This window comes from Massilia sp. UMI-21 (genome assembly GCA_015277795.1).
Classification (GTDB): domain Bacteria; phylum Pseudomonadota; class Gammaproteobacteria; order Burkholderiales; family Burkholderiaceae_D; genus Telluria.
This window is the reverse complement of sequence record CP063848.1, coordinates 2386883-2410673: the sequence shown is the minus strand read 5'-3', so window position 1 is coordinate 2410673 and position 23791 is coordinate 2386883. Positions and strand designations below refer to the sequence as shown.

Genomic DNA, 23791 nt, shown 5'->3' with positions numbered 1-23791 from the left:
GACGCGCTTGCGCCCCTCGCGGCAAGGATAGCGTCCCTGCGCCAGGCGGCGCGCACCGGACCGGCTAGCCGCGGCGTAGCGCCGGCAGCGCGCGCAGCGCCGGCGAGCGGGCACGCAGTTCGCGCATGACCCCGTCCGCCATGATGCGGGCATGGACGGCCAGCGTCGGCGCATCGATGCCGGCCCCGAGCACCCGGGCCCGAAACACGCGCGCCTCTTCCAGTTCGTGCAGCGCCACGCTGGCCAGCAGCGCCGGCGAGGATGGCGGCGGCACCGCGTAGAACCGGAGCCGGAAGTCGCGGTCGAGCAGCATGGTGCCCGCCATGAAGCGGTCGAGGCCGACATCGAACAGCACATGGACGATCACCTCGGCCGCGCGGCCGGCGAGTTCTTGCTGGTTTTTCCTGCGGCGCGGGCCGAACAGGCGAAACGACATCTGCATGCTTCCTCCCAGTCGATGGCTCCGGCATACTATCAGTAGCATGCACACGTGACAACATCGGCGTTTCCTCGATCGCCGCGCCCCTACAGTTTCCCCAGCAAGTCGATGAGCTGCTGTGGCGCCACCGGCTTGGTCAGGTGTTCGTCGAAGCCCGCCGCCAGCGAGGCCGCCCGGTCCTCCTGGCGGCCCCGTCCCGTTACCGCAACCAGGAAGGGCCGCGGCGTGCGCCGCGCCAGGATCGCGGCCACTTCCAGGCCGTCGATCTCGGGCATGCCCAGATCGAGCACCACGATCTCGGCCGGATGCCGGTCGTACAGCCGCAGGGCCGCGGCGCCGTCGTGCGCCACGTCCACCGTGGCACCCGCCGAGCGCAGCAGCCAGGCCAGCGATTCGGCGGCGTCGACGTTGTCGTCGGCCACCAGCACGTGCCTGCACAGGCGCTGGCCGCCGCTCCCGCGCTGCTCGCTGCTGTCGCCGGCAGCGGGCGGCTGGATCGCCGGCAGCAGCACCGTGAAGCGCGAACCCTGTCCCTGGCCGGCGCTGTGCGCCTCGATCCGGCCGCCGTGCAGCGCCACCAGTCCCTTGGCCAGCGACAGGCCGATCCCGAGCCCGCCCTGGGCCAGGTGACTGGCGCTGCCGACCTGCACGAAAGGATCGAACACCCGGTCCAGCATGTCGGGATCGATGCCGATGCCGTTGTCGCTCACCCGTATCCGCGCTTCGCCGCCCGCTTCGCTGCCCGCCATGCGCAGGCCGATCTCGATCTTCCCGGCCGGCGGGGTGTACTTGGCGGCATTGTTGATCAGGTTGGCCAGCACCTGGGTCAGGCGCAGCGCGTCGGCGTCGACCCACACCGGCTCGTCGCACAGGTCGAGCTCGACCTGGTGGCGCCCGGCCTCGATCAGGGGCATGCTGGTCTGCAGGGTGTCGCGCAGCAGGCGCCCCAGCTCGACCGGCGCCCGGTGCAGTTCGATCTTGCCGCGGCTGATGCGGGTCACGTCGAGCAGGTCGTCGAGCAGCCTGGCCATCTGCGCGGTCTGGCGCCCCACCATGGCCGCTATCCAGTCGATCCGGTCCTGGGCCAGGCCCTTGCCGCGCAGGAGCGAGGCCGCATTCGCGATCGGCGCCAGCGGGTTGCGCAGCTCGTGCGCCAGGGTGGCGATGTAGACATCCTTGCGGCGATCGGCCTCCTTCAGCCCCTCCATCGCTTCCTCGCGCTCGCTGACGTCGAGCACCAGCGAGAACACCCGGTCGATGCCGCCATCCTCGTCGTGCAGCACCGAGTTGTACCACTCGCAGCGCAGGGTGCGGCCGTCGCGCGTGCGGTTGCGGTTGCTCGACTTGACGTAGCGCGTGGCCGACTCGAGCAGGCGCCCGATCGCGCCCGCCACCTTGCCGGCGTCTTCTTCGTGGATCATCGGCAGCGCGTCGATGCGCCGCCCCACGGCTTCCTGCGCGCTCCAGCCGAACAGCTCCTCGGCGCGCCGGTTCCACAGGCGGATCACGAAATCGCGGTCCCATTCGATCACGGCCAGCGGCGTGTTCTCGATCAGGTAGCGGGTCTGGTCGAGCGCGCGCGCCAGTGCCGCGCCGGCCTCGGTGCGCTCGGTGATGTCGTCCAGCACGACCACCGCCGCCGCCAGGTCGGCCGCGCCGTCGCGCAGGGGCGCGCCGCTGACCGTGTAGACCCGCCGTCCGTCCGGCGTCACGCTCTCGAGCACGGCGTCGCGGAAGGCTTCGCCGGCGATCGCGCGCCGCACCGGCGCGCCGATCAGCGACAGCATCGCCGCCGGGCCGGGCGTGCCGTCCTTCCCCGCGTGTTCGAAGCGCGCCGCCATGTGCTCGGCCTGGTCGTTGGCCATCACGCAGCGGCCATTGCGGTCGACGATCAGCACGCCGTCGGGCAGCTGGCGCAGCACCGATCCGAGCAGGCTTTGCCACTGCGCCCGGGAGCGCGTCTCGATCATTTCTTCGAAGGTATCGCGCAGGCGCCCATGCAGGGCGATGTTGTCGATGGCGACCGCCCCCAGCACGAACAGCGAGGCCGCCAGCCCGTACAGGCGCCCGGCATAGAAACCGAGGTCGAAGCGCCCGCCGTTGAGCAGGCAGGCCAGCATCACCTCGAACACGCAGGCCGCCATCGCGATGGTGAGCCAGACGTCGAGCACGGTGCGCGGGCGCTTGCAGGCGGTCTTCCACAGGGCGAACAGCGACAGCGCGAGCACGGCGGCGGCGATCCAGCGGTAGGCCGGGCGGAAGCGGTGGCCGTCCATCAGTTCCGGCAGGTAGGCCGCCCCGCTGGTGCAGAGCAGCACCAGCAGCGCCACGAACAGGGCGGTCAGCAGTGCGCCGGCGCGCAGGAAGTGGGTGGGCAGCGGGCGCCGGTAGCTGCGTGCATAGCCGAGCACGAACAAGGGGAACAGCACGTGCCAGATCATGAACAGCCAGGCCGTGGTCTGGTTGTTCCCGCCCAGGACGCCAAGGACCGAGAACAGCCCCGGGAAGGTCAGCATGTGGGCCAGTGCGATCAGGGCGGTGAACAGGTAGCCCAGCGTGAGGATGCCGAGCGACCAGGAGCGGCTGGTCTGCACATGGCCCAGCAGGAGGATGCCGGTGAGCAGGTTGCTGCCGATGAGCACCGACTGGACCATCGGGATGAATGCGGGCGCCGCCGGCAGCGCGGTGTGCGCGAACGGCGCCAGTAGCGAGAACAGCACGGCCAGCACGGCCAGTGTCACCAGGACATTCCGCAGCTGCGCCCCGGAGGGAGGGTGTTTCGCCAAATCTGCCGGTTCTGCTAAAACACCATATCGCATGTGTCATCCCAGAGGAATGCTGTTCGGGTCGGGGTGCTCTGCCGTGCGTCCTGCCTTAGTCAACGTACATAAAAATAGTATCTCATCCGACGAATTTGAGCATCTTGTTTTTTTGCTATCTCAGGACCGGGCGCTGACCGGGTAGCCGGCGGCGTCGATCGCCGCGACGATCGGCGCCAGCTCGGCCTTGCTGTCGATGCTCACGCGCTTGGTCGGGAGGTCGATCCGGACCTCGGCGGCCGGGTCGACGCCCTGCACCGCCGCCGTCACCCTGCCGACGCAATGTCCGCAGCTCATGTCTTCCACAGTCAGTTGATACATGGTGTGTGCTCCTGGTTGAATGGGCGCTTCGGCCCGGTAAGAAAGCGTTTGTGGCGTGGATGCCGCCGGCGCCGGCGCCGGGCTTTGCACCGGCCGCCAGGCGCGCAGCAGCAGCGCATTGGCCACCACGCTGACCGAGCTGAGCGCCATCGCCGCGCCGGCCAGCACCGGATTCAGGAAGCCGAAGGCCGCCAGCGGGATGCCGACCACGTTGTAGGCGAAGGCCCAGCCGAGGTTCTGGCGGATCTTGGCATAGGTGCGCTGCGAGATCGCGACCGCATCGGCCACCAGGCCGGGGTCGCTGCGCATCAGGGTGATGCCGGCGGTCTGCATGGCAATCTCGAGGCCGCTGGCCATGGCGAATCCGACGTCGGCCGCGGCCAGCGCCGGCGCATCGTTGATGCCGTCGCCGACCATCGCCACCCTGCGTCCCGCTTGCCTCAGTTCGCCGACCACGCGCGCCTTGTCGCCCGGCAGCACCCCGGCATGGAAGCGCGCGATCCCGGCCTGGGCCGCGACCGCGCGCGCCGCGCCCTCGCTGTCGCCGGTCAGCATGACCGACTCGATGCCCATGGCTGCCAGGCGCGCTACCGCTGCGCCGGCGCCCGGCTTGATGGTGTCGCCGAAGGCCAGCAGTCCGGCCACCTCGAGCTTGCCGGCGCGCCGCACGGCCAGCCACGACACCGTGCGTCCGCGCGCTTCGTGCGCCGCGGCCCGCGCCGCCAGGCCGGCCATGTCGGCGCCCTGCTCCCGCATCAGGCGCGCGGTGCCGAGCAATACCGTGAGCTCGCCGACCTCGGCCTGTACCCCGCGTCCCGGCAGCGCCCCGGCCGCGCTCGCCGGAAGCGGCGCGATGCCGCGCGCGCGGGCGGCATCGAGCACCGCGTCCGCCAGCGGATGGCTGCTGGCCTGCTGCACGGCCGCGGCCAGTGCGAGCAGCCGCGCGTCGTCCCCGCCCCGGACCGCCGCGTCGAGCGCCATCAGCCGGGGCTTGCCCTCGGTCAGGGTGCCGGTCTTGTCGAACACCGCCACCTCGAGCGCGTGCGCGGTTTCCAGCGCTTCGGCGTCCTTGATCAGGATGCCGTGGCGCGCGGCCACGCCGGTGCCGACCATGATCGCGGCCGGCGTGGCCAGGCCCAGCGCGCAGGGGCAGGCGATCACCTGCACCGCCACCGCATTGAGCAGGGCGGCCTGCCAGTCGCCGGTGGCCAGGCCCCAGCCGAGCAGGGTCAGGAGCGACACCAGCAGCACCGCCGGCACGAACACCGCGCTGACCCGGTCCACCAGGCGCTGGATCGGCGCCTTGACCGCCTGCGCATCCTCGACCATGCGGATGATCTGCGACAGCATCGTCTCGGCGCCGACCGCGCTGGCGCGCACCAGCAGCAGGCCGTCGGCGTTCACCGCGCCGCCCGCCACGCGCTCGCCCGGGCCCTTGGCCACCGGCAGGCTTTCGCCGGTCAGCAGGGATTCGTCGAGGTGGCTGCGGCCCTCTTCGACCGTGCCGTCGGCCGGCACCCGTTCGCCGGGACGCACCACCATCAGGTCGCCGACACGCAGCTCGGCCAGCGCAATGCGCAGGTCCTGGCCGCCGCGCCGCACCAGCGCGTCGTTGCTGCGCAGCGCTTCCAGCGCGCCGATCGCGGCCAGCGCCTGGTGCCTGGCCCTCCCCTCCAGCCATTTGCCGAGCAGGACCAGGGTGATGACGACCGCCGAGGACTCGAAATACAGGTGCGGCGCGGCGCCGTGGCCGGAGCCGTGCCCACCGCGCAGCAACAGGTAGAGCGACAGGCCGTAGGCGGCGCTGGTGCCGATCGCGACCAGCAGGTCCATGTTGCCGCTGCCGGCCCGCAGCGCCTTCCAGCCGGCGCGGTAGAAGCGCGCGCCCAGCCAGAACTGCACCGGAGTGGCGAGCGCCAGCTGCAGCCAGCCCGGCAGCATCCAGTCCAGGCCGACGGCCTGGCCCAGCATCGGCGCCACCAGCGGGATGCTCAGCAGCGCGGCGGCGGCCACCGGCCACCAGGCCGGCAGCATCCCTGGCTCCGCGGCCTGGCCCGCTGCCGGCGCCGCCGCGCCGGGCGCCGCGGCCTCGTGCGCGTCGTAGCCGGCAGCGCGCACGGCCGCCAGCAGCTCATGCACGTCGGCCTGGCCGTGAACCGTCGCCTTCTCGGTGGCGATATTCACCGTGGCATCGGCCACGCCCGGCACCTTGTGCAAGGCTTTCTCGACCCGCGCCACACAGGAAGCGCAGGTCATGCCGTCGATGCGCAGCACCGTTCCGGCCTGGGTGTTGGTCTTGGTATCCATCTTCCCTCCTTCTGCCATGCATACCTGAAGGATATTCCTTCCCACGATGGGAAGGTCAAGCGGCTTTTATTGCCCGTTCCGCCGCCCGATTGGCGAAACGGGCGAGGATGGATACCTCTCTGGAAGACCGGCGTGGCCACGAAGACAGTGGCGCCGGGCGCTGGCGCCGCCGGAGTTCGGCCTGTATGCCGGCCCGCCAGGCGATACGCCAGGCCCGAATCGACCGGCTCAGTACGGACGGCGCGCCGAGCACACCCGGCCGCGCCCGGCCTTCTTGGCCTGGTACATGAAGTGGTCGGCTTCCTTCAGCAGCTCGTCGGGCGTGCGCACCGGGCTGCCGGTGTCGAGCGCGATGCCGACGCTGGCGCGCACGCGCACCGCGCGGCCCGGCAGCTCGACCGGCTCGGCAATGCTATTAATCAGCTTCTCGGCCACCATGTGGGCGTCGTCGAAGGTGTCGGCCATGTCTTCCAGCAGCACCGTGAACTCGTCGCCCGCCAGCCGGTACACGCTGTCGGTCTTGCGCACCACGGCGCGCAGGCGCTCGCCGATCACGCCCAGCAGGATGTCGCCGGCCTCGTGGCCCTGCGAATCGTTGACGGCCTTGAAGCCGTCCAGGTCGATGAACAGCATGCCCACCGTCTTGCCGCTGCGGCGCGCGCGCGCCTGCGCCATCGGGATCGATTCGAGCAGCGCGCGCCGGTTCAGCAGCCCGGTCAGCTGGTCGTGGCGGTTCTCGTAGTCGCGCCTGGCCTGCTCCTGCTTGCGCGCGCTGATATCGTGCAGGAAGGCGCTGAACATGGTGCGGCCGTTGAGCTCGAGCGCCCGGATGCGCACCTCGACCGTCAGCGTGCTGCCGTCGCGCCGCAGCGCCGGCAATTCCAGGCGCTGGTCGACCGCGCCCGCGATACGCGTGGCGAGGAAGCGCTCCATGCCCTGCACATGGTGTTCGCGGTACTCTTCCGGAATGATCAGTTCTTCGAGCTTGCGCCCCAGGGCCTCGTGGCGTGGCCAGCCGAAGGTTGCCTCGGCCTGGCGGTTCCAGTCCCTGACGGTTCCCGCCTCGTCCAGGCTGATGTAGGCATCGTTCGCGTTTTCCACCACGCTGCGGATTTCCGCTTCGCGCGCGCGCAGCGCCGCCTCGGTGGCGCGCTGGCGCTCGACGGCCTCGGTGAGCAAGCGGTTGGCTTCCACCAGCTCGGCGGTGCGCGCATCGACCCGCTGCTCCAGTTCGGCGTTGAGTGCGGCCAGTTCCGCCTGGGCCGCCTTTTCCGCCCCGATGTCCTTGATCACCGACACGTAGTACTCGACCTCCCCGCTCGGGTTGCGCTTGGGCGACACATTCAGGTTGATCCAGACCTGGCTGCCGTCCTTGCGGATGTAGCGCTTCTCGAGCTGGAACTGGTCGATCTCGCCGCGCACCATCGCTTCCAGCTGGTCGACGTCGGCCGCCAGGTCGTCCGGGTGGGTGATCTGCTGGAAGGTCAGGCGCCACAGTTCTTCTTCGCTATAGCCGACGATGTCGCACAGGGTCTTGTTGACGCTGATCCAGCCGCCATCCGGCGCCACCAGCGCGATGCCGACGCTGGCGATGTCGAAGATGCTGCGAAAGCGCGCCTCGCTGGCGCCCAGCACCTGGCTCGAACGCGCCAGCTCGTCGCGCGCCACCGCCAGGCGTTCGCGGTACTGCACTTCCTTGGTGAGGATCGCGGCCAGGTCGGCCAGCACCTGCGCCTCTTCCTCGCCCAGCGTGCGCGGCCTGGTGTCGAGCGCGCACAGCGTCCCGATCGCCAGGCCCGCCGTGGTGCGGATCGGCACCCCCGCATAGAAGCGGATTTCGGGCGGACCGTTCACCAGCGGGTTGTCGCTGAAGCGCCCGTCCTGGCGCGCGTCGTTGACCACCAGCGGCGCGCTCATGCCGATCGCATGCGCGCAGAAGGCGTGCTCGCGCGGCGTCTCCTCGAGCATGACGCCGACGCGCGACTTGAACCACTGGCGATCGGCATCGACCAGCGAGAACATCGCCATCGGCACATCCAGCACACGGCTGACCAGGCGGGTGACCCGGTCGAATACCGGTTCGGGCGGCGTATCTAGCAGGCAAAGGGCGTCGAGCATCGACAGGCGGTCAAGTTCGTCTGGTGGCAGTGGGGCAGCGGGCATACACATCCGTGGGTTGAAGTGACGGCAAGGCTGCCGTCCAGACCGAACTGTATCAGATACTCAATTTCCAGCACAAAATGTTAGTGTTGTGTACACAACAATGTGTCGCAATCGAGAGAATCTGTGACTTGACCGGCAAGTCACTTGTCATGATCGCCAGACAGCGCCGCGTTCGGGCTCGCTCGTCGGTGGCGCGCAACGCTTCGCCGATCGCCTGGAAATTGCCGCCAGCGTGAGATGGATGCTGGGGCACCGCGCCTACAGGCAGGGAGGGTCTCCGCTCCTGTAGCCCAGGGTTTCGGCAGTGACGATCGTTAGCGACGTCGGCAGGCTCAAAGGAAGGTCGATGATCGAGAACAGAGACTGGTATTCGACCGGGGTACAGACTCCTTCGCTCTGCCCTTCCTGGCAGATCCGGGCCTGGACGGCACGGATGCAGGTGTCACCCGCGCTGTGGGGATCGTTCATGCAGTTGAGCCTGTTTCTTGCGGGGCAACTTGGCATGGCGCTGGAGGGAATCAGCTCCATCTCGTAGTAATTCGCCCGCAGCTTGAGGTACTCGAACCGGATATTCCGGTAGGTGATCGGGCTGCCGAAAGGCAGTGCGCCCGATACCTCGTTGAAGACCGCACGCTTGCGCGCAAGATCGAGTGCGGCGCTGTCCTTGAACGAAATGTTCGCCGCCGCGCGCGCCGCACTCCGGGTGACTTCGGGCAGTGTATTCATCATGTACATCGCACGGGCCAGCTCCAGGATGCCGAGGACGACGATGAGAAAGGCGACCACCACGAGTCCGAATTCGACCGCCGCAACGCCCTTCTGCTTTCCCTTGCGCTTGATGTGACGGGGCTTAGTTGCCGACATAATGGCTTCTCGCAGTCGCGGTAATCGGAAAGCTGATCTTGTCTTCGGAACCGGTCAGGAATGACGAGAGCCCGGTAAGGATGGGGTCCTCGACGTCCATCTTGATTGCGACAGAAATCATGGTCGGAGCGGATCCTCGCGCAGATGAACAGCCAATGTTGTCGCAATAAATAAATACTTCAGGCAAAGCCGCACCACCAGGATTGAGCTCCTCCGTTTCTTTATATGCCAGACTCATCGCCGTCATAACGATGCATGGTCCTCTGAAAAAGGCCACCGAACACTGTGTTTTCAGTTCTGTCGGGCTCGCTCCGGCAACGAACCTGGCTGCATCCTGCGCGGCCTTCTCGGCAACCGTATAGTGCCAATAGAAGCGCCCGAAGAACACTGCCCCGACGAGCAAGGGGACGAGTACGGTCATCATCAGGATGATGAATTCCACGGCCACCGCGCCGTGCTCCTTGCGCCTGGACCCCGGCAGCAATCTGTTCATCGGTACACCTCCACCGGACCGCCAACTTCCTCTTGTAAGCTCGCACCGGCGAACTCGGCATAGATGCCGTTCGCATTCGCCGGCACGGTCATGAAGAAACGGCCTACCGCGAGCACTTTCCCCGCCGGGCCGGCAGCCGGGCAATCGAGCAGCGGCACGTTCAGCACCCGTCTGTAACGCACGCCCGGGTAATTGGTGGCCGGGTCCAGGACCGACGCAAAATACGGCGCGAGCTGCAGCCCGGTCTTCGAATCTGTCGGATAGGTTTTCAGTCCCGGGCCAGTACTGTACAAGGACTTCCATACGGTGCCGCTCGCTTCGAACGGCGTATACCCTGCTGGAGGTTCGGCCTGCCCCGGTGCATAGGCCGACCACGGAACCGGACGGGCAAAGGCCCATAGCGGCCCGTAATCCTTCGGATTTCGATCGTGGGGATCCAGGTCGGCCACGGTCTGCAGCCTGCTTGCCGACGCCGCCGCAGCCGCCACCTGCTCGTTCGGGGTATCCATCCAGGCGAGGTTCGTATACGTGTACTGCCTGATGTTGGTATCCGGCGGCGCTGCCGTCGGACTGCATTTCCCGGTGCCGGAATAAACATTGAAGCGCGAGTTCAGCTGATTGACGAAGTCGGCGATCGGAAAGCCATCTTTCACATTCAGGGTCTCGCCGACCACCTTCGGCAGTTCCACGGTGCCGGTACAGACATAGGGCCCCACATTCCGTGTCGAAAAATCGGCACTCTTCGGAGGCAGGCTGATCGGATCGACCACATAATTCACCGCAGTGGACGTATGCGGACTCAGTTTCAGCAGGTTATAGCTGACCCCGCGCCGGAAACCATACTCGGTAAGTTCCGACAATCCATCCGCCGTCACCCTTTCCACGAACGGCTGATCGGGATCCCGCGACATCGCGCAGATTGCAAGCGGCAGCAGTTTCAGGCGCTGTCTTCCGGCGACCGCCGTATGCGACACCGTCATCGAGGTCATGCTGCTCAGGACGCGCATGAACAGCAGATCGACCCGTCCGTAAGCGGCATTCAGGCCATCGGTATCGACTCTGACATACGCCAGTCCGGCCGGAGCCGCCCTGGCCGTGGTGGCGTCGCGCCAGTCTCCGTCCGGAGAAGTGGCGAAGCTGATTGCTGCGTCGGAAAAACTCATGGTCTTTTCGTAGGCGTAGCGGGGCTTCGACGAACTGTCGCCCCCGCTTTCGAGCACGTCGCGCGCCGCCGCGAGCGCCTCGTCGATACCGTTGCTGCTTCCATCGAGTTTTTTTGCTGCAGAAATAGCGATACCATCGGCCACAGCCTGCATTTCCGCCTTGCGGTTATAAAAGCGCCCCAACTCAAGCGCCAGGGCAATGAAGCCGATGATCACGGGAAGCAGAAACGCAAGCATGATGCCGATGACGCCAGCCTGCCGACGCAGTGCAAAGGCATGGCGGTTTCGCGGTATCGTCGACCGTGCCGCTTGCGGTCCGGCGGGCGCGGGCGCCTGGGCTGCTTCCCTCATTGGCTTTCCTTATGGCAGGGATGCGAGATATTGCGACCTCGCAATTAGCGATAAGAAAATATTAGGACGCGCATGTCCCGAGGCTTTGAGCCGCAACAAGCCGGAGCCGGCCTGTTCCATGGCACCCGCGCGGGTTGAGGCCGATGGATGATGATCTTGCGTCAGCTCAAGCTCAGGTTGCAGGGTTCGCCCAATCGCCACGGGCTATTGGGCGATGTTCGACAGTCCGACGCGGCGGCGAAGGCCGCCCGGTCGTCGCCCAGGTCGAGCAGGACACTGCAGACTGGGGCGCGGACACACAGGAATTTTAGCTAGCGTTTGATCTGCGTCACCCGTTTCTGTGACATGGCATCCTGTCGGCGCTAGAGTTGAGGTGCCGGGCCGCCTTTCTTTCCAGAGCCCGACCACGCCCAAGAGGAGGATCTGCCATGTTCAAGACCATCATTGTCCATGTCGACGAGAGCAAGCTGACCGATGCCCGCCTGCGCGCCGCTGCCTGGCTTGCCAATGCGCACGAGGCGCACCTGGTCGGCTGCGCCGCCACCGGCATGTCCTGGCCTGCCTACGCCATGCTGACCGGCTCGATGGCGGTGACGCCGATCAGCGAATTCGATTCCCTGCGCAAGCTCGCCCGCGACAGTCTGCAAGGCTTCGCCGAGCGCGCGCGCCAGCTGGGCGTCGCCTCGTTCGAGGAACGCATGGTCGAGGACGAGAACCGCGACGCCCTGCTGCTGCAGGCGCGCTATGCCGACCTGGTGGTCACCGGCCAGGACGCCGGCGACGCCACCACGGTGCGCGGGCTGCCGCAGTACCTGGCGATGCACGGTGTGCGCCCGGTGCTGGTGGTGCCGCCTTCCTACGCCGACGAGCCGATCGCCGACAGCGTCGTGGTCGGTTGGGACGGCAGCGCCCAGGCGATCCGCGCCATCGCCGGCGCGATGCCGGTCCTGACACGCGCCCAGACCGTGCGCCTGGCGCTGGTCAACCCCGACCTGGAAACCGGCCTGCACGGCGAAGAACCGGGCGCCGACATGGCGCTCTACCTGGCGCGCCACGGCGTGCGGGTCGAGGTGGTCGTGGAGCGTACCCAGGCCTCGGCCGGCGACGCCCTGATCGGCATCGCCCGCACCGCCGGCGCCGGCCTGCTGGTCACCGGCGCCTTCGGTCACAGCCGCTACCGCCAGATCGTGCTGGGCGGCGTCACCCGCGCGCTGCTGGACCGCGCGCCGTTGCCGGTGATGGTGGCGCATTGAGTTGAGCGACCAATGGGGGCTTTGCTCGTCTCCGCAAGTTACAAATAAAAAAGCCACCCGATGGGTGGCTTCGGCACTTGCATCTCCGTGCAGGCAGGGATTCGCCCACGTCCCGCGGGCCGCGGTCGCGCGAGTACGCGCGACCCTTCGAATCTCTCGCCTTGGCGACACCCGCAAAGCGCGACAGGGCAAAGCCGACCAATGGGAGGCGTTGCGCTCGTCTCCGCAAGTTACAAATAAAAAAGCCACCCGATGGGTGGCTTCTTTATTTGCAACTTGGCGGAGACGGTGGGATTCGAACCCACGATACGGGTATAAGCCGTATGCTTCCTTAGCAGGGAAGTGCCTTCGGCCACTCGGCCACGTCTCCCATCAGCGCCAACTAACTTGTCAGTCAGCGCTGAGTGCAGGCATCTTAAGGGCTGGGGTTCGTTGCGTCAAGGACGCACGCCCAAAAATTTTGAAAATTGTTAAGCTTGCTCGAGGTTAAAAGCTTTGTGCAGGGCGCGCACTGCCAGCTCCATGTATTTCTCATCGATCAGCACCGAAATCTTGATCTCCGAGGTCGAAATCATGAGGATATTGATGCCCTCTTCCGACAGGGTGCGGAACATCTGCGAGGCCACGCCGACGTGGCTGCGCATGCCGACGCCGACCGCCGATACCTTCGACACTTTCGCGTCGCCCAGGATCTTGGCGGCGCCCAGCGACTCGCGCTGCGATTCCAGCACCGCCATCGCCTTGACGTAGTCGTTGCGCGAGACGGTGAAGGTGAAGTCGGTCTTGCCGTCCACCGACTGATTCTGGATGATCATGTCCACTTCGACGTTGGCGTCGGCGATCGGCCCCAGAATGTGGAAGGCGACGCCCGGCTTGTCCGGCACGCCCAGGACGGTGATCTTGGCTTCATCGCGATTGAAGGCGATACCGGAGATGACGGCTTGTTCCATGTTGCTTTCTTCCTCAAACGAAATCAGGGTGCCGGACTGCGCTTCTTCGTCCAGCGGCATCAGGGGGTCGGTCAGCGACGACAGCACGCGCGTCGGGACCTGGTAGTTACCTGCGAATTCGACCGAACGCGTCTGCAGCACTTTCGAGCCCAGCGACGCCAGTTCGAGCATTTCCTCGAAGGTGATCTTGGTCAGGCGGCGCGCCTCGTCCACCACGCGCGGATCGGTCGTGTAGACGCCGTCGACGTCGGTGTAGATCAGGCACTCGTCGGCCTTGAGTGCGGCCGCGATCGCCACCGCCGAGGTGTCGGAACCGCCCCGGCCCAGCGTCGAGATATTGCCCTCATCGTCCATGCCCTGGAAACCCGTGATGATGACGATCTTGCCGGCTTCCAGGTCGCCGCGCACGCGGGTGTCGTCGATCGACTGGATGCGCGCCTTGGTGAACGAGGAGTCGGTGCGAATGCCCGCCTGCCAGCCGGTGTAGGACACCGCGTCCTTCCCGGTCGCCAGCAGCGCCATCGCCAGCAGGCCGACCGAAACCTGCTCGCCGGTCGAGGCAATCATGTCCAGTTCGCGCGGATCCGGCTGCGGCATGATTTCCTTGGCCAGCGAAATCAGGCGGTTGGTTTCACCGGACATTGCGGAAGGCACGACCACGATCTGGTGGCCGGCATCATGCCACTTCGCCACACGGGCCGCGACATTCTTGATACGGTCCGTCGAGCCCATCGACGTTCCGCCATATTTGTGGACAATTAAAGCCATATCAGGAAGGGTTCCAGCTTGTTGAAAGATCAAAGGGAGATCTTTACTCTAGCATGCTGCAGCGCAGTATCACAAGCCGGCTTGGGAGAAAAAGCTATACGAAAAGAAAATAAAGTAATACCTTTTTCGTATAGAAACTCCTTACCCGCCCTGGAGCGGGTCGGCCACCCAGCGCAGTGCGATGCATGCGCCCTGCCCTTGCCGCAGATGGCGGCAATCCATGCCGATGCCGGCGGCAAACAGGAGCTCCCGCTCGGCCCAGATCACCGGGGCGCGTTCGCGCTCCCAGGCCGGCACGCCCAGCGCCTGGTAATGCGCCTTCAGGCCGCGGGTCGGGCGGTTGGCGGCCGGCTTGAGGCGTTCACCGCCCTTGCGAAAGTCGATCGTCAAGGGCCGGCTGCGCAGCCAGGCCGGATCGAAGCCCTGCGCCGCCTGCTCGAAGTGCAGCACCCCGCCGTAGGCCGGAAACGCCAGCGCAGCCTCGCCGCGCCACAGGAAGCCTTCGCCTTCCTTGACGAGCACGCCTTCGTCGTCCGGGTCGCGCATGCCGGCCAGCTCAGGCAGCTTCGGCGTGATATGGAGCCTGCCGCGATGGCGGCGGATATGGCAGGCCGGATGCGTCATCTTCAGCTGGGCATCCTCGCGCGCCGAGAACAGCTGGGACAGCATTTCGCCCAGCCAGGCGGTCGATGGCATGGCCAGCCCGCGGCTGGCAAACAGGTGGCGCAGCATGTTGTCGGCGCGGTCGCGGCTGAGTTGCTGCACGCGCGCGAGAACGACCGCTTCGCCGTCGAGGCAGGCGGCCAGGTCCTGGGCCGCCACTTCGTCCAGGATGCGCTGGGCCGACTGTACGTGGGCAGCGCCGCGCGCCAGGCGCTGCTGGAAACCCGGGAAGCTGGCGGCCAGGGCCGGCATCACCGCGTGCCGCAGCGCATTGCGCGCATGGCGCGGGTCGCTGTTCGACTCGTCCTCGACCCAGGCCAGGCCTTCGGCGCGCGCGAAATCCTCGAGCTGGGCGCGCGCGCAGGGCAGCAGCGGCCGCGCCATCACCAGCGCCGCGTCGCCCAGCAGGCCGGGTGCGCGGTTTGCCGCGTCCATGCCCGACAGGCCGGCCGGGCCGGAACCGCGCAGCAGTTGCAGCAGGACCGTCTCGGCCTGGTCGTCGAGGTGGTGGGCGGTGAGCAGCAATGGCACGCCGTGCTGCACGCACATGTCGCCGAGCGCGCGGTAGCGCAGCTTGCGCGCCGCCGCCTCGAGCCCGTCCCTGCCCTTCACGACCGCGACGCGGCGATGGTCGAAGGCGACGCCGAGCGCCGCGCAGGCTTGCTCGCAGTGGGCCAGCCAGGCATCGGCGTTGGGGCTCAGCCCGTGGTGGACGTGGAAGGCATGCAGGGGAATGTCCTGCCCTGCCCAGGCGTGCGCAAGCCGCAGCAGCGCCATCGAATCGAGACCGCCGCTGCAGGCGATCGCGATCGAGGTGGGGGAATAGCTTGCGCGCAGGCCATCCATGGCCTGCGCAAAGACTGCCGGAAGGTTCACGCCGGGACGGCGCCCGGCCTTGGTGGAGCTCACTCTTCGCGCGGCAGCGTTTCCTTGAACTTGCCGTAGCTCATCAGCTTCGCGTGACGGGCTTCGAGCAGGTCCTTGGTCTTCATGCCCTGGAACTGGCGCAGGGTGTCGGCCAGCGCGCGCTTGAGCAACTGCGCCATCTGCTTCGGATCGCGGTGGGCGCCGCCCAGCGGTTCGTTGACGATCTTGTCGATCAGGCCCATCGCCTTCAGGCGGTGCGCGGTCAGGCCGAGTGCGTCGGCGGCGTCGCTGGCGCGCTCCGAGGTCTTCCACAGGATCGAGGCGCAGCCCTCCGGCGAGATCACCGAGTAGGTCGAATACTGCAGCATCAGCACGGCATCGCCGACGGCAATGGCCAGTGCCCCGCCCGAACCGCCTTCACCGATGATGGTGGCGATCAGGGGCACCTTGAGCTCGGCCATGACGTACAGGTTGTGGCCGATCGCTTCGGACTGGCCGCGCTCTTCGGCGTCGATGCCCGGGAAGGCGCCCGGGGTGTCCACGAAAGTGAAGATCGGCAGGTTGAATTTCTCGGCCAGCTTCATCAGGCGCATGGCCTTGCGGTAGCCTTCCGGGCGCGGCATGCCGAAGTTGCGCATCGCGCGCTCCTTGGTGTCGCGACCCTTCTGGTGGCCGATGACCATGCAGGCCTGGCCGTTGAAGCGGGCCAGGCCGCCGATGATCGACTGGTCGTCGGCGAAGCTGCGGTCGCCGTGCAGTTCGTGGAAATCGGTGAAGATCGCGTTCACGTAGTCCATGGTGTACGGACGCTGCGGGTGGCGCGCGATCTGCGACACCTGCCACGGGGTCAGCTTGGCGTAGATGTCCTTGGTCAGCTGCTGGCTTTTCTTGGCCAGGCGGTCGATCTCTTCGGAGATGTCGACGGCGGAGTCGTCCTGCACGAAGCGCAGCTCTTCAATCTTGGAGTCCAGCTCGGCGATTGGCTGCTCAAAATTGAGGAAAGTTGTTTTAGTCATTGTACCTCCGGATTATTTGGTGGCCGCAGCGTTTCCGTTCGCGCAGCATGCACCGGGTCTCGCGGACCCCTGTTTTGGGCGTTATTCTACCGTACCCGAACCGAGTGATCGATCAAAGAGCGATCAAGGCAGCGGATCGAGGCTTCGCCATAAATACCAGGTTGCCACCGTTCGCCAGGGCTCCCAGTTGGCTGCCACCTCGCGTGCATCGCTGCGGGAAACGGGTTCGCCAGAGAAGTAATTCTGGCTGATACCCTGGATCAGGCCGGGATCGTCGAGCGGCAACACGTTTGGACGGAGCAGATTAAATATCAAAAACATCTCCGCTGTCCAGCGGCTGATGCCGCGGATCCGGACCAGCTCGGCGATGACGGCCTCGTCCGCCATCCGCGACCACTGGTCGGCATGGACGCGCTTGGCCTTGAAGCTGTCGGCCAGGTCGAGGATGTATTCGGTCTTGCGCTTGGACAGTCCGCAGCCGGCCAGCTCGACGGCGCCGGCCTTGAGCACCTGGCTCGGCGAGAGCCTGGGGCAGATCGCCAGCAACTTGCCCCAGGCCGCGTCGGCCGCCTTCGGCGTCACCTGCTGGCCCACGATCGAACGCGCCAGCGTGGTGAACGGGTCGGGATGGCCGCGCAGGTGCAGGTCGCCGAACTGCGGGATGAGCTTGGCCATGATGCGGTCGCGCCCCATGAGCTCGGCCTTCGCTTCCGCCCAGTAGGCGGGAACGGAAAGCTCGTCCTGTGGCGTGTCGTGGGCGACCTGCGCGTCCTGCATGCCGGAGGCGGCGGACTTGTCCTTGTCGGCCGCCATTATGCGCGGCGCCAGGTCGTCGTTCCGTCCGGCTTGTCTTCCAGGATGATCCCGGCGGCAGTCAGTTCGGCGCGGATGGCATCCGCTTCGGCAAAATTGCGGTCTTTCTTGGCGGCGGCGCGGCGCGCGATGGCCTCATCGATATTCGCGTCGCCACCCGGCTCACCGCCCTGCAGGTAGGCCTGCGGCGCACGCTCGAGCAGGCCCAGCACGCCGGCCAGGGCCTTCAGCTGGCGCGCGGCCACGATCGATTTGCTGCGGTTGACTTCGCCGGCCAGGTCGAACAGCTCGGCCACCGCCAGCGGCGTGTTGAAATCGTCGTCCATCGCCTCGCGGAACCGGACGGCATGGGCCTCGTCCCAGTCCACGGCAGGGGCATCAAGCCCGATGTCGACCGTCGAGAGTGCGGTGTACAGGCGGGTCAGCGCAGCCTTGGCGTCGTCGACGTGGACGTCCGAATAGTTCAGCGGGCTGCGGTAGTGCGCGCGCAGGATGAAGAAGCGGATGACTTCGGCATCGTACTGCTTGAGCACGTCGCGGATGGTGAAGAAATTGCCCAGCGACTTGGACATCTTCTCGTTGTCCACGCGCACGAAGCCGTTGTGGATCCAGTAGTTGACCATCTTGCCGCCGAACGCGCCTTCGGACTGGGCGATCTCGTTCTCGTGGTGCGGGAACTGCAGGTCGGCGCCGCCGCCGTGGATGTCGAAGTGCTGGCCCAGGGTGGCGCAGGACATGGCCGAGCACTCGATGTGCCAGCCCGGACGACCCTTGCCCCATTTGGAGTCCCACTTGGCTTCCAGGGGTTCGGACTCCTTGGCGGCCTTCCACAGCACGAAGTCGAGCGGGTCGCGCTTGCCGCCGCTAACGTCGACGCGCTCGCCGGCGCGCAGGTCGTCGAGCGACTTGCCGGACAGCTTGCCGTAGCCTTCGAAGCCGCGCACGGCATAGTTGACGTCGCCGTCATCGCTCTTGTAGGCCAGGCCTTTCGACTCGAGCTGCTCGATGATCGACAGCATCTGCGGCACGTACTCGGTGGCGCGCGGCTCCACGCTCGGCGGCAGGATGTTCAGCGCGGCGATGTCTTCATGCTGGTATTGCAGGTTGCGCGCCACCAGCTGGCCGATGGTCTCGCCGTTCTCGACCGCGCGGCGGATGATCTTGTCGTCGATGTCGGTGATGTTGCGGACATACCTGACCTCGTAGCCCGAGGCCAGCAACCAGCGATAGATCACGTCGAAGGCCATCATCATCCGCGCGTGCCCGACATGGCAGTAGTCGTAGACGGTCATGCCGCACACATACATGCCGACCTTGCCGGCTTCCATCGGGACAAATACCTGCTTGTCACGCGCGAGCGTGTTGTAAATCTTGAGTTGGCTCATGGGTGTATTCTGGTGAGGGAGAGGATCGGGGCGGAGACGGCGGTGCACGGTAGTGCAGGCACGGCGGGTGTGCGTCCAGATCGTCTGAATCCTCTGGTGTTGTTCTTCTTTGATAGAATGGGACGTTCTGCGCAAAGTATAGCATTGTTAAAATCCCGGCTGGCCGCATATGGTTCAGCTTTATTTTTCGGGAAAAGACTTGACACCGCCTTGCGCGGTGTCCACCAGAGGAGAGCCTAGACAATGACCACTTCGATCCGCCGCTCGCTGCTCAAGGGCATCACCCTGGGCGCCGGCGCCCTGCTCCTGTCCGGCGCCGCGCTGGCCGCGCCGCAGGAAACGCCGGTCGACGCTGCCGCCGTTGCCGTCCCTGCCGCCCCTGTCATGCAGGGCCCGCAAGTGGCCATCAAGACCTCGATGGGCGCCATCGTCGTCCAGCTCGACGAGGAGCGGGCGCCGAAGACCGTGACCAACTTCATGCAGTACGTCAAGCAAGGCTTCTACAAGGGCACGATCTTCCACCGCGTGATCGACGGCTTCATGATCCAGGCCGGCGGCATGAACGAGAAGTTCGAGGGCCGCAAGACCAACAAGCCGGTCAAGAACGAATCGGACAACGGCCTGTCGAACCAGCCGTACACCATCGCGATGGCGCGCGAAGACCACCCGGATTCGGCCACCTCCCAGTTCTTCATCAACGTGGCCGACAATTCGGGCATCGATTACCCGAACTACAAGGGCTCGGGCTACACCGTCTTCGGCAAGGTCGTGAAGGGCCAGGAAGTCGTCGACAAGATCAAGGGCGTGCTGGTGGACGACGTACGCGGCATGCAGAACGTGCCGGTGACCCCGATCTTCATTCAATCCGTGACCGTGCTCAAGGGCGACAAGCTTGTAAAATAGCGGATGTGCAATCTTCGATTTCGACACACACCTTTTAACAATAACCAAGGACAGGACAGCACATGACCAGCGTTCGCATGACCACCAACAAGGGCAACATCACCATCGAACTCGACGCCGATAAAGCGCCGAAAACCGTTGCCAACTTTGTCGACTACGTCAACAAGGGTCATTTCACCAACACCATCTTCCACCGCGTGATCAAGGACTTCATGATCCAGGGCGGCGGCTTCGAACCGGGCATGCAGCAGAAGCCGACCGACGCGACCGTCGAGAACGAAGCCAAGAACGGCCTGAAAAACGACAAGTACACCATCGCCATGGCGCGCACCTCGGCGCCGCACTCGGCCTCGGCACAGTTCTTCATCAACACCAAGGACAACGCCTTCCTGAACTACCCGGGCCAGGACGGCTGGGGCTATGCCGTGTTCGGCAAGGTCACCGAAGGCCAGGACGTGGTCGACCAGATCAACGACGTGAAGACCAGCCGCAGCGGCATGCACTCCGACGTGCCGGTCGACCCGGTCATCATCGAGAAGGCCGAAATCGTCTGATGCCGCACGTGCGCCGGGGGCGGCAAGTCCCATCGATCCAATGAGCACCCTCCCGTCCTCGGCGCCCCCGCCGTATGCGCTCTTCATCTCGGACCTGCACCTGCAGGCCGCACATCCGCGCACGGCCGAAGCCTTCCTGGCTTTCCTGGCCGGGCGCGCGATACATGCCGAGCGGCTCTACCTGCTCGGCGATATCTTCGAATACTGGGCCGGCGACGACGATCTTGCCGAGCCATTCCACCAGCAAGTCATCGCTGCCATCCGCGCCGTGAGCGATGCGGGCACCGCCGTTTACTGGCTGGCCGGCAACCGCGATTTTCTCGTCGGGCCCGGCTTTGCCGAGGCGGCCGGGCTCAGCCTGCTGGAAGAACCCCATCTCATCACGGCCGGCGGCAGGCGCATCGCCCTGGTGCACGGCGACGCCCAGTGCACTGCCGACCTCAAGTACATGGCCTTCCGCGCCCAGGTCCGCGACCGCGAATGGCAGGGGCAATTCCTCGGCATGCCGCTGGCGCAGCGCAAGGCGATCATCGCCGGCCTGCGCGAAGGCAGCCGCGAGGCCCAGGCCGGCAAGTCCTGCGAGATCATGGATGTGGCGCCCGGGGCCGTGCAGGCGCTGTTCGACGCCACCGATGCCAGCGTGATCATTCATGGGCACACGCACCGGCCGGCCGTGCACGAGACCGACGGCAAGCTGCGTTACGTGTTGCCGGACTGGGAGCTCGATGTCGAGCCGCGCCGTGGCGGGTGGATCGCGCTTGGCCATGATGGCAGCATCACCCAGCACGGTTTATCGTAGGGTGGGCGGGTCCCCCGCCCGCGCGTTCAACTCCCGCTTGCGCAGACGTCGCGGCTGTTCCTGAACTGCTTGAACGCGTGGGCAGGAAACCTGCCCACCCTACCGGACCGCATCCAATAATTCGGGGTGCTTCCCCAGCATCCGCAACAGCTTCACCAAGGCCACCGGCGCACGCGCCTCACCGGCTTCGTAGCGCGCAAAGTCGCCGGCCTCGTCCGCGAGCAGCGCATCTGCCTTTTCCCGGGTCAAGCCCAGCCCCTTGCGCAGCGCGCCGAGGGCCTGGCCTTCCTGCGCATCCACCTGCCTGCGAAAGGCCGTCACCAGTTCGCCGTAGTGATCGTGCTCGCCATGGGCAAACATCACCTCCTTGCACCCGGCACACTGCTCGACCACGAGCTCGGGAATCGTCGTGGTCTGCCCCTGGTAGGTGTACTGCATTTCCCTGACCGCATGCGCGAGTGGCGAGACACCACAGTTCGGGCACTTCAGCATCGCTTCCTCCTGTTATCCGTCCCCCATCCTATCAAAGTGCGCGATGAGGCCGCGCCCGACTTTTGTTCAATATGTATGTTTACATTTATCAAGCCACTGTTATACTTCACTACAACACCACCTCAATGCAACAGCCAACACGGCGACAACAAGGGAGACCAACCATGAACCAGGCAGCACCACAAGGGAGGACTGAACATGACAGTCGGCTGGAATGACAACGCACCCATTTACCGCCAGCTCAAGGAGCGGGTGGTGGGCATGATGCTCGACGGTATTCTGAAAGCCGGCGACGCCCTGCCCTCGGTCCGCCAGATCGCGGCCGAATATCAGCTCAATCCGATCACCGTATCGAAGGCTTACCAGGAACTGGTCGACGAGAACTTAGTGGAAAAGCGAAGGGGAATTGGCATGTACGTTACCGAAGGAGCAAGCGAGAAACTCTTGGCCACCGAACGCGAGCGTTTCGTCCGCGAAGAATGGCCCGCCATGGTCGAGCGCATCCGCCGCCTCGGCCTGAATGTCGAGGAACTGCTGCAGGCGTCGGGCAAGCACGCGCCGGGAGGTTCAGCATGAATGCCGTCCTTTCCGCACGCGGCCTGAGCAAGCGTTACGGCAAGCGTACCGCCGTCGACGGCATCGACTTCGAGGTGCCCGCCGGCCGCATCGTCGGCCTGATCGGCCCCAACGGCTCGGGCAAGACCACCACGCTCAAGGCCGCCCTCGGCCTGATTCCCTTCGACGGCCAGCTGTCGGTGCTGGGTTTCGACCCGCGTACCCAGCGCGACGACCTGATGAAGGAAGTCTGCTTCATCGCCGACGTCGCGATCCTGCCGCGCTGGCTGCGCGTGAAGGATGCGGTCGACTTCGTGGAAGGCGTGCATCCGCGCTTCAACCGCGCCAAGGCCGAGCGCTACATCGCCAATACCAGGCTGACGCCCGGCATGAAGGTCAAGGAAATGTCGAAGGGCATGATCGTCCAGCTGCACCTGGCGCTGGTGATGGCGATCGACGCCCGGCTGCTGGTGCTGGACGAGCCGACCCTCGGACTGGACATCCTCTACCGCAAGCAGTTCTACCAGAACCTGCTGGAAGACTATTTTGACGAGCAAAAGACCATCGTCATCACCACCCACCAGGTGGAAGAGGTCGAGCACATCCTGACCGACCTGATGTTCATCCGCGAAGGCAGGATCGTGCTGGCCGCCTCGATGGAAGAAATCGGCGAGCGCTATACCGAGGTGATGGTCGCGGCCGACAAGCTCGGCGCCGCCAACGCGCTGGCGCCGATCGACAAGCGCACCGTGTTCGGCAAGTCGGTGATGCTGTTCGACTCGGCCGCACCGGGCAGCGTGTCGCGCACCCAGCTCGCCCAGCTCGGCGAGACCCGCAACCCCAGCGTTGCCGACCTGTTCGTCGCAACCATGAAAGGAAGCTACGCATGAAAACGATGAAATGGCTGCTCCGGCGCGAGTTCTGGGAGCACAAGGGAGCCTTCTTCTGGGCGCCGGTCGCGGTGGCGGCGGCGATGATCCTGCTGGTGGGCGGCGGCTTCATGTACGCGATGGCCTTCGGCGGACATGAAGCCGTCCAGATCAACGGCCACGACGTGGTCTCGATCCAGGGCATTCCGCCGGCGCTGCGCTACAAGATCGCCAATATCGCGGCCTCGGGCTACATGGGCCTGGCGGCGCCGCTGTTCCTGGTGCTGACCGTGGTGGTGTTCTTCTACTGCCTGTCGGCGCTGCACGACGACCGCCGCGACCGCAGCATCCTGTTCTGGAAGTCGCTGCCGCTGTCGGACCGCGACACCGTGCTGTCGAAAGTGCTCACCGCCCTGGTGGTGGCGCCCTTGGTCACGATCGCGATCGGCACCGCCACTTCGCTGCTGCTGCTGGTGCTCGGCATGATCAGCGCCACCGGCAAGGGCTTCAACCTGTTCGCCCCGGTGCTGATGGAACCGAACCTGTACCTGAGCCCGCTGTACCTGCTGGCCTTCCTGCCGCTGTACATCATCTGGGCCCTGCCGACCGTCGGCTGGCTGCTGATGGTGTCGAGCTGGGCGCGCTCCAAGGTCTTCCTGTGGGCGGTGGGCACGCCGCTGATCGTGGTGCTGGTGCTGAAGTGGTTCAACTTCATCGTCGGCCACGTGTCGGACACCATCTTCGACATCGACTGGTTCGTGGGCGAAGTCGTGATGCGCGGCCTGGCCGGACTGGTGCCCGGGATCTGGCTGTCGCACAGCGACATCGAGGTCATCAACCAGCAAGTCGGCCTGGACCCGGTCCAGCTGCTCGGCCTGTCGTATTCCACGCTGGCCCATCCGGGCACCTGGATCGCCGCGGCGGTCGGCGCCGGCATGATCTACGCCGCGATTCGCCTGCGCCGCTGGCGCGATGAAGGCTGAG

Annotated in this window: 20 protein-coding genes and 1 tRNA gene; 7 read left to right on the top strand and 14 right to left on the bottom strand. The window is 65.9% G+C overall.

Annotated features, from left to right (window positions below; all coding sequences use genetic code 11):
* Positions 1-64: 64 nt before the first annotated feature.
* From IM543_10695 to IM543_10665, 7 genes are all read right to left on the bottom strand, one after another.
* Positions 65-442, bottom strand: a complete 378-nt coding sequence (locus tag IM543_10695; protein QOY96241.1) for a hypothetical protein — start codon at positions 440-442, stop codon at positions 65-67.
* Between the two features lie 83 nt (positions 443-525).
* Positions 526-3180, bottom strand: coding sequence for a PAS domain-containing protein (locus IM543_10690; GenBank protein QOY96240.1), 2655 nt, complete (start codon positions 3178-3180; stop codon positions 526-528).
* Positions 3181-3378: 198 nt separating this feature from the next.
* Complete coding sequence (locus tag IM543_10685) at positions 3379-5886, bottom strand: heavy metal translocating P-type ATPase (protein ID QOY96239.1); 2508 nt, start codon at positions 5884-5886, stop codon at positions 3379-3381.
* Between the two features lie 228 nt (positions 5887-6114).
* Positions 6115-8049, bottom strand: coding sequence for a PAS domain S-box protein (locus tag IM543_10680; GenBank protein QOY96238.1), 1935 nt, complete (start codon positions 8047-8049; stop codon positions 6115-6117).
* Between the two features lie 258 nt (positions 8050-8307).
* Entirely contained in the window at positions 8308-8913 is a 606-nt protein-coding gene (locus IM543_10675; protein ID QOY96237.1) for a pilus assembly protein, read from the bottom strand.
* On the bottom strand, positions 8900-9406 hold the full coding sequence (locus IM543_10670; protein ID QOY96236.1) for a pilus assembly protein: 507 nt from the start codon (positions 9404-9406) through the stop codon (positions 8900-8902). The genes IM543_10675 and IM543_10670 overlap by 14 nt, the downstream gene beginning before the upstream one ends.
* Complete coding sequence (locus tag IM543_10665; protein QOY96235.1) at positions 9403-10920, bottom strand: pilus assembly protein TadE; 1518 nt, start codon at positions 10918-10920, stop codon at positions 9403-9405. Before IM543_10665 ends, IM543_10670 begins: the two co-directional genes overlap by 4 nt.
* A gap of 428 nt (positions 10921-11348) precedes the next feature.
* On the opposite strand from IM543_10665, the gene IM543_10660 reads away from it, so the two are divergent.
* On the top strand, positions 11349-12173 hold the full coding sequence (locus IM543_10660) for a universal stress protein (GenBank protein ID QOY96234.1): 825 nt from the start codon (positions 11349-11351) through the stop codon (positions 12171-12173).
* A gap of 277 nt (positions 12174-12450) precedes the next feature.
* Here IM543_10660 and IM543_10655 read toward each other — a convergent pair.
* The 6 genes from IM543_10655 to IM543_10630 all read right to left on the bottom strand — a co-directional run bounded on the left by IM543_10655 (position 12451) and on the right by IM543_10630 (position 18635).
* A tRNA-Ser gene (locus IM543_10655) sits at positions 12451-12543 on the bottom strand.
* Positions 12544-12643: 100 nt separating this feature from the next.
* The gene (locus IM543_10650; GenBank protein QOY96233.1) at positions 12644-13891 is read right to left on the bottom strand and encodes an aspartate kinase; all 1248 of its coding nucleotides are present in this window, start codon (positions 13889-13891) and stop codon (positions 12644-12646) included.
* Between the two features lie 141 nt (positions 13892-14032).
* Positions 14033-15400, bottom strand: coding sequence for a tRNA lysidine(34) synthetase TilS (gene tilS, locus IM543_10645; GenBank protein QOY96625.1), 1368 nt, complete (start codon positions 15398-15400; stop codon positions 14033-14035).
* Between the two features lie 59 nt (positions 15401-15459).
* The gene (locus tag IM543_10640; protein ID QOY96232.1) at positions 15460-16437 is read right to left on the bottom strand and encodes an acetyl-CoA carboxylase carboxyltransferase subunit alpha; all 978 of its coding nucleotides are present in this window, start codon (positions 16435-16437) and stop codon (positions 15460-15462) included.
* A gap of 123 nt (positions 16438-16560) precedes the next feature.
* Complete coding sequence (locus IM543_10635) at positions 16561-17250, bottom strand: DNA-3-methyladenine glycosylase 2 family protein (GenBank protein ID QOY96231.1); 690 nt, start codon at positions 17248-17250, stop codon at positions 16561-16563.
* Positions 17250-18635 (bottom strand): cysteine--tRNA ligase, encoded by a 1386-nt coding sequence (locus IM543_10630; protein QOY96230.1) that lies wholly within the window; start codon positions 18633-18635, stop codon positions 17250-17252. Before IM543_10630 ends, IM543_10635 begins: the two co-directional genes overlap by 1 nt.
* 243 nt (positions 18636-18878) lie before the next feature.
* On the opposite strand from IM543_10630, the gene IM543_10625 reads away from it, so the two are divergent.
* The 3 genes from IM543_10625 to IM543_10615 all read left to right on the top strand — a co-directional run bounded on the left by IM543_10625 (position 18879) and on the right by IM543_10615 (position 20891).
* On the top strand, positions 18879-19538 hold the full coding sequence (locus tag IM543_10625) for a peptidylprolyl isomerase (GenBank protein ID QOY96229.1): 660 nt from the start codon (positions 18879-18881) through the stop codon (positions 19536-19538).
* A gap of 62 nt (positions 19539-19600) precedes the next feature.
* Positions 19601-20092, top strand: a complete 492-nt coding sequence (locus tag IM543_10620; protein QOY96228.1) for a peptidyl-prolyl cis-trans isomerase — start codon at positions 19601-19603, stop codon at positions 20090-20092.
* A gap of 40 nt (positions 20093-20132) precedes the next feature.
* A complete protein-coding gene (locus IM543_10615) occupies positions 20133-20891 on the top strand; it encodes a UDP-2,3-diacylglucosamine diphosphatase (protein ID QOY96227.1) in 759 nt (252 codons plus the stop codon).
* Between the two features lie 99 nt (positions 20892-20990).
* Here IM543_10615 and IM543_10610 read toward each other — a convergent pair whose 3' ends face one another.
* Complete coding sequence (locus IM543_10610; GenBank protein QOY96226.1) at positions 20991-21383, bottom strand: type II toxin-antitoxin system MqsA family antitoxin; 393 nt, start codon at positions 21381-21383, stop codon at positions 20991-20993.
* 192 nt (positions 21384-21575) lie between these two features.
* Between IM543_10610 and IM543_10605 the strand changes: the two genes are divergently transcribed.
* The 3 genes from IM543_10605 to IM543_10595 are packed head-to-tail and all read left to right on the top strand — an operon-like array spanning position 21576 to position 23790.
* Positions 21576-21959 (top strand): GntR family transcriptional regulator, encoded by a 384-nt coding sequence (locus tag IM543_10605; protein QOY96624.1) that lies wholly within the window; start codon positions 21576-21578, stop codon positions 21957-21959.
* A complete protein-coding gene (locus IM543_10600) occupies positions 21956-22828 on the top strand; it encodes an ABC transporter ATP-binding protein (protein QOY96225.1) in 873 nt (290 codons plus the stop codon). The genes IM543_10605 and IM543_10600 overlap by 4 nt, the downstream gene beginning before the upstream one ends.
* Positions 22825-23790 carry a hypothetical protein gene (locus tag IM543_10595; protein ID QOY96224.1) on the top strand — a complete coding sequence of 322 codons (966 nt, stop codon included), beginning with the start codon at positions 22825-22827 and terminating at the stop codon, positions 23788-23790. The genes IM543_10600 and IM543_10595 overlap by 4 nt, the downstream gene beginning before the upstream one ends.
* Position 23791 lies beyond the last annotated feature (1 nt).

Excerpts from the sequence above, each read along its gene's own strand:
- IM543_10610 (QOY96226.1), bottom strand. The coding sequence starts at position 21,383 with ATGCTGAAGTGCCCGAACTGTGGTGTCTCGCCACTCGCGCATGCGGTC.
- IM543_10660 (QOY96234.1), top strand. The coding sequence starts at position 11,349 with ATGTTCAAGACCATCATTGTCCATGTCGACGAGAGCAAGCTGACCGAT.
- IM543_10615 (QOY96227.1), top strand. The coding sequence starts at position 20,133 with ATGAGCACCCTCCCGTCCTCGGCGCCCCCGCCGTATGCGCTCTTCATC.
- IM543_10625 (QOY96229.1), top strand. The coding sequence starts at position 18,879 with ATGACCACTTCGATCCGCCGCTCGCTGCTCAAGGGCATCACCCTGGGC.
- IM543_10630 (QOY96230.1), bottom strand. The coding sequence starts at position 18,635 with ATGAGCCAACTCAAGATTTACAACACGCTCGCGCGTGACAAGCAGGTA.
- IM543_10665 (QOY96235.1), bottom strand. The coding sequence starts at position 10,920 with ATGAGGGAAGCAGCCCAGGCGCCCGCGCCCGCCGGACCGCAAGCGGCA.
- IM543_10680 (QOY96238.1), bottom strand. The coding sequence starts at position 8,049 with ATGCCCGCTGCCCCACTGCCACCAGACGAACTTGACCGCCTGTCGATG.
- IM543_10635 (QOY96231.1), bottom strand. The coding sequence starts at position 17,250 with ATGGCGGCCGACAAGGACAAGTCCGCCGCCTCCGGCATGCAGGACGCG.
- IM543_10620 (QOY96228.1), top strand. The coding sequence starts at position 19,601 with ATGACCAGCGTTCGCATGACCACCAACAAGGGCAACATCACCATCGAA.
- IM543_10595 (QOY96224.1), top strand. The coding sequence starts at position 22,825 with ATGAAAACGATGAAATGGCTGCTCCGGCGCGAGTTCTGGGAGCACAAG.
- IM543_10670 (QOY96236.1), bottom strand. The coding sequence starts at position 9,406 with ATGAACAGATTGCTGCCGGGGTCCAGGCGCAAGGAGCACGGCGCGGTG.
- IM543_10640 (QOY96232.1), bottom strand. The coding sequence starts at position 16,437 with ATGACTAAAACAACTTTCCTCAATTTTGAGCAGCCAATCGCCGAGCTG.
- IM543_10695 (QOY96241.1), bottom strand. The coding sequence starts at position 442 with ATGCAGATGTCGTTTCGCCTGTTCGGCCCGCGCCGCAGGAAAAACCAG.
- IM543_10600 (QOY96225.1), top strand. The coding sequence starts at position 21,956 with ATGAATGCCGTCCTTTCCGCACGCGGCCTGAGCAAGCGTTACGGCAAG.
- IM543_10650 (QOY96233.1), bottom strand. The coding sequence starts at position 13,891 with ATGGCTTTAATTGTCCACAAATATGGCGGAACGTCGATGGGCTCGACG.
- tilS (QOY96625.1), bottom strand. The coding sequence starts at position 15,400 with ATGGATGGCCTGCGCGCAAGCTATTCCCCCACCTCGATCGCGATCGCC.
- IM543_10675 (QOY96237.1), bottom strand. The coding sequence starts at position 8,913 with ATGTCGGCAACTAAGCCCCGTCACATCAAGCGCAAGGGAAAGCAGAAG.
- IM543_10685 (QOY96239.1), bottom strand. The coding sequence starts at position 5,886 with ATGGATACCAAGACCAACACCCAGGCCGGAACGGTGCTGCGCATCGAC.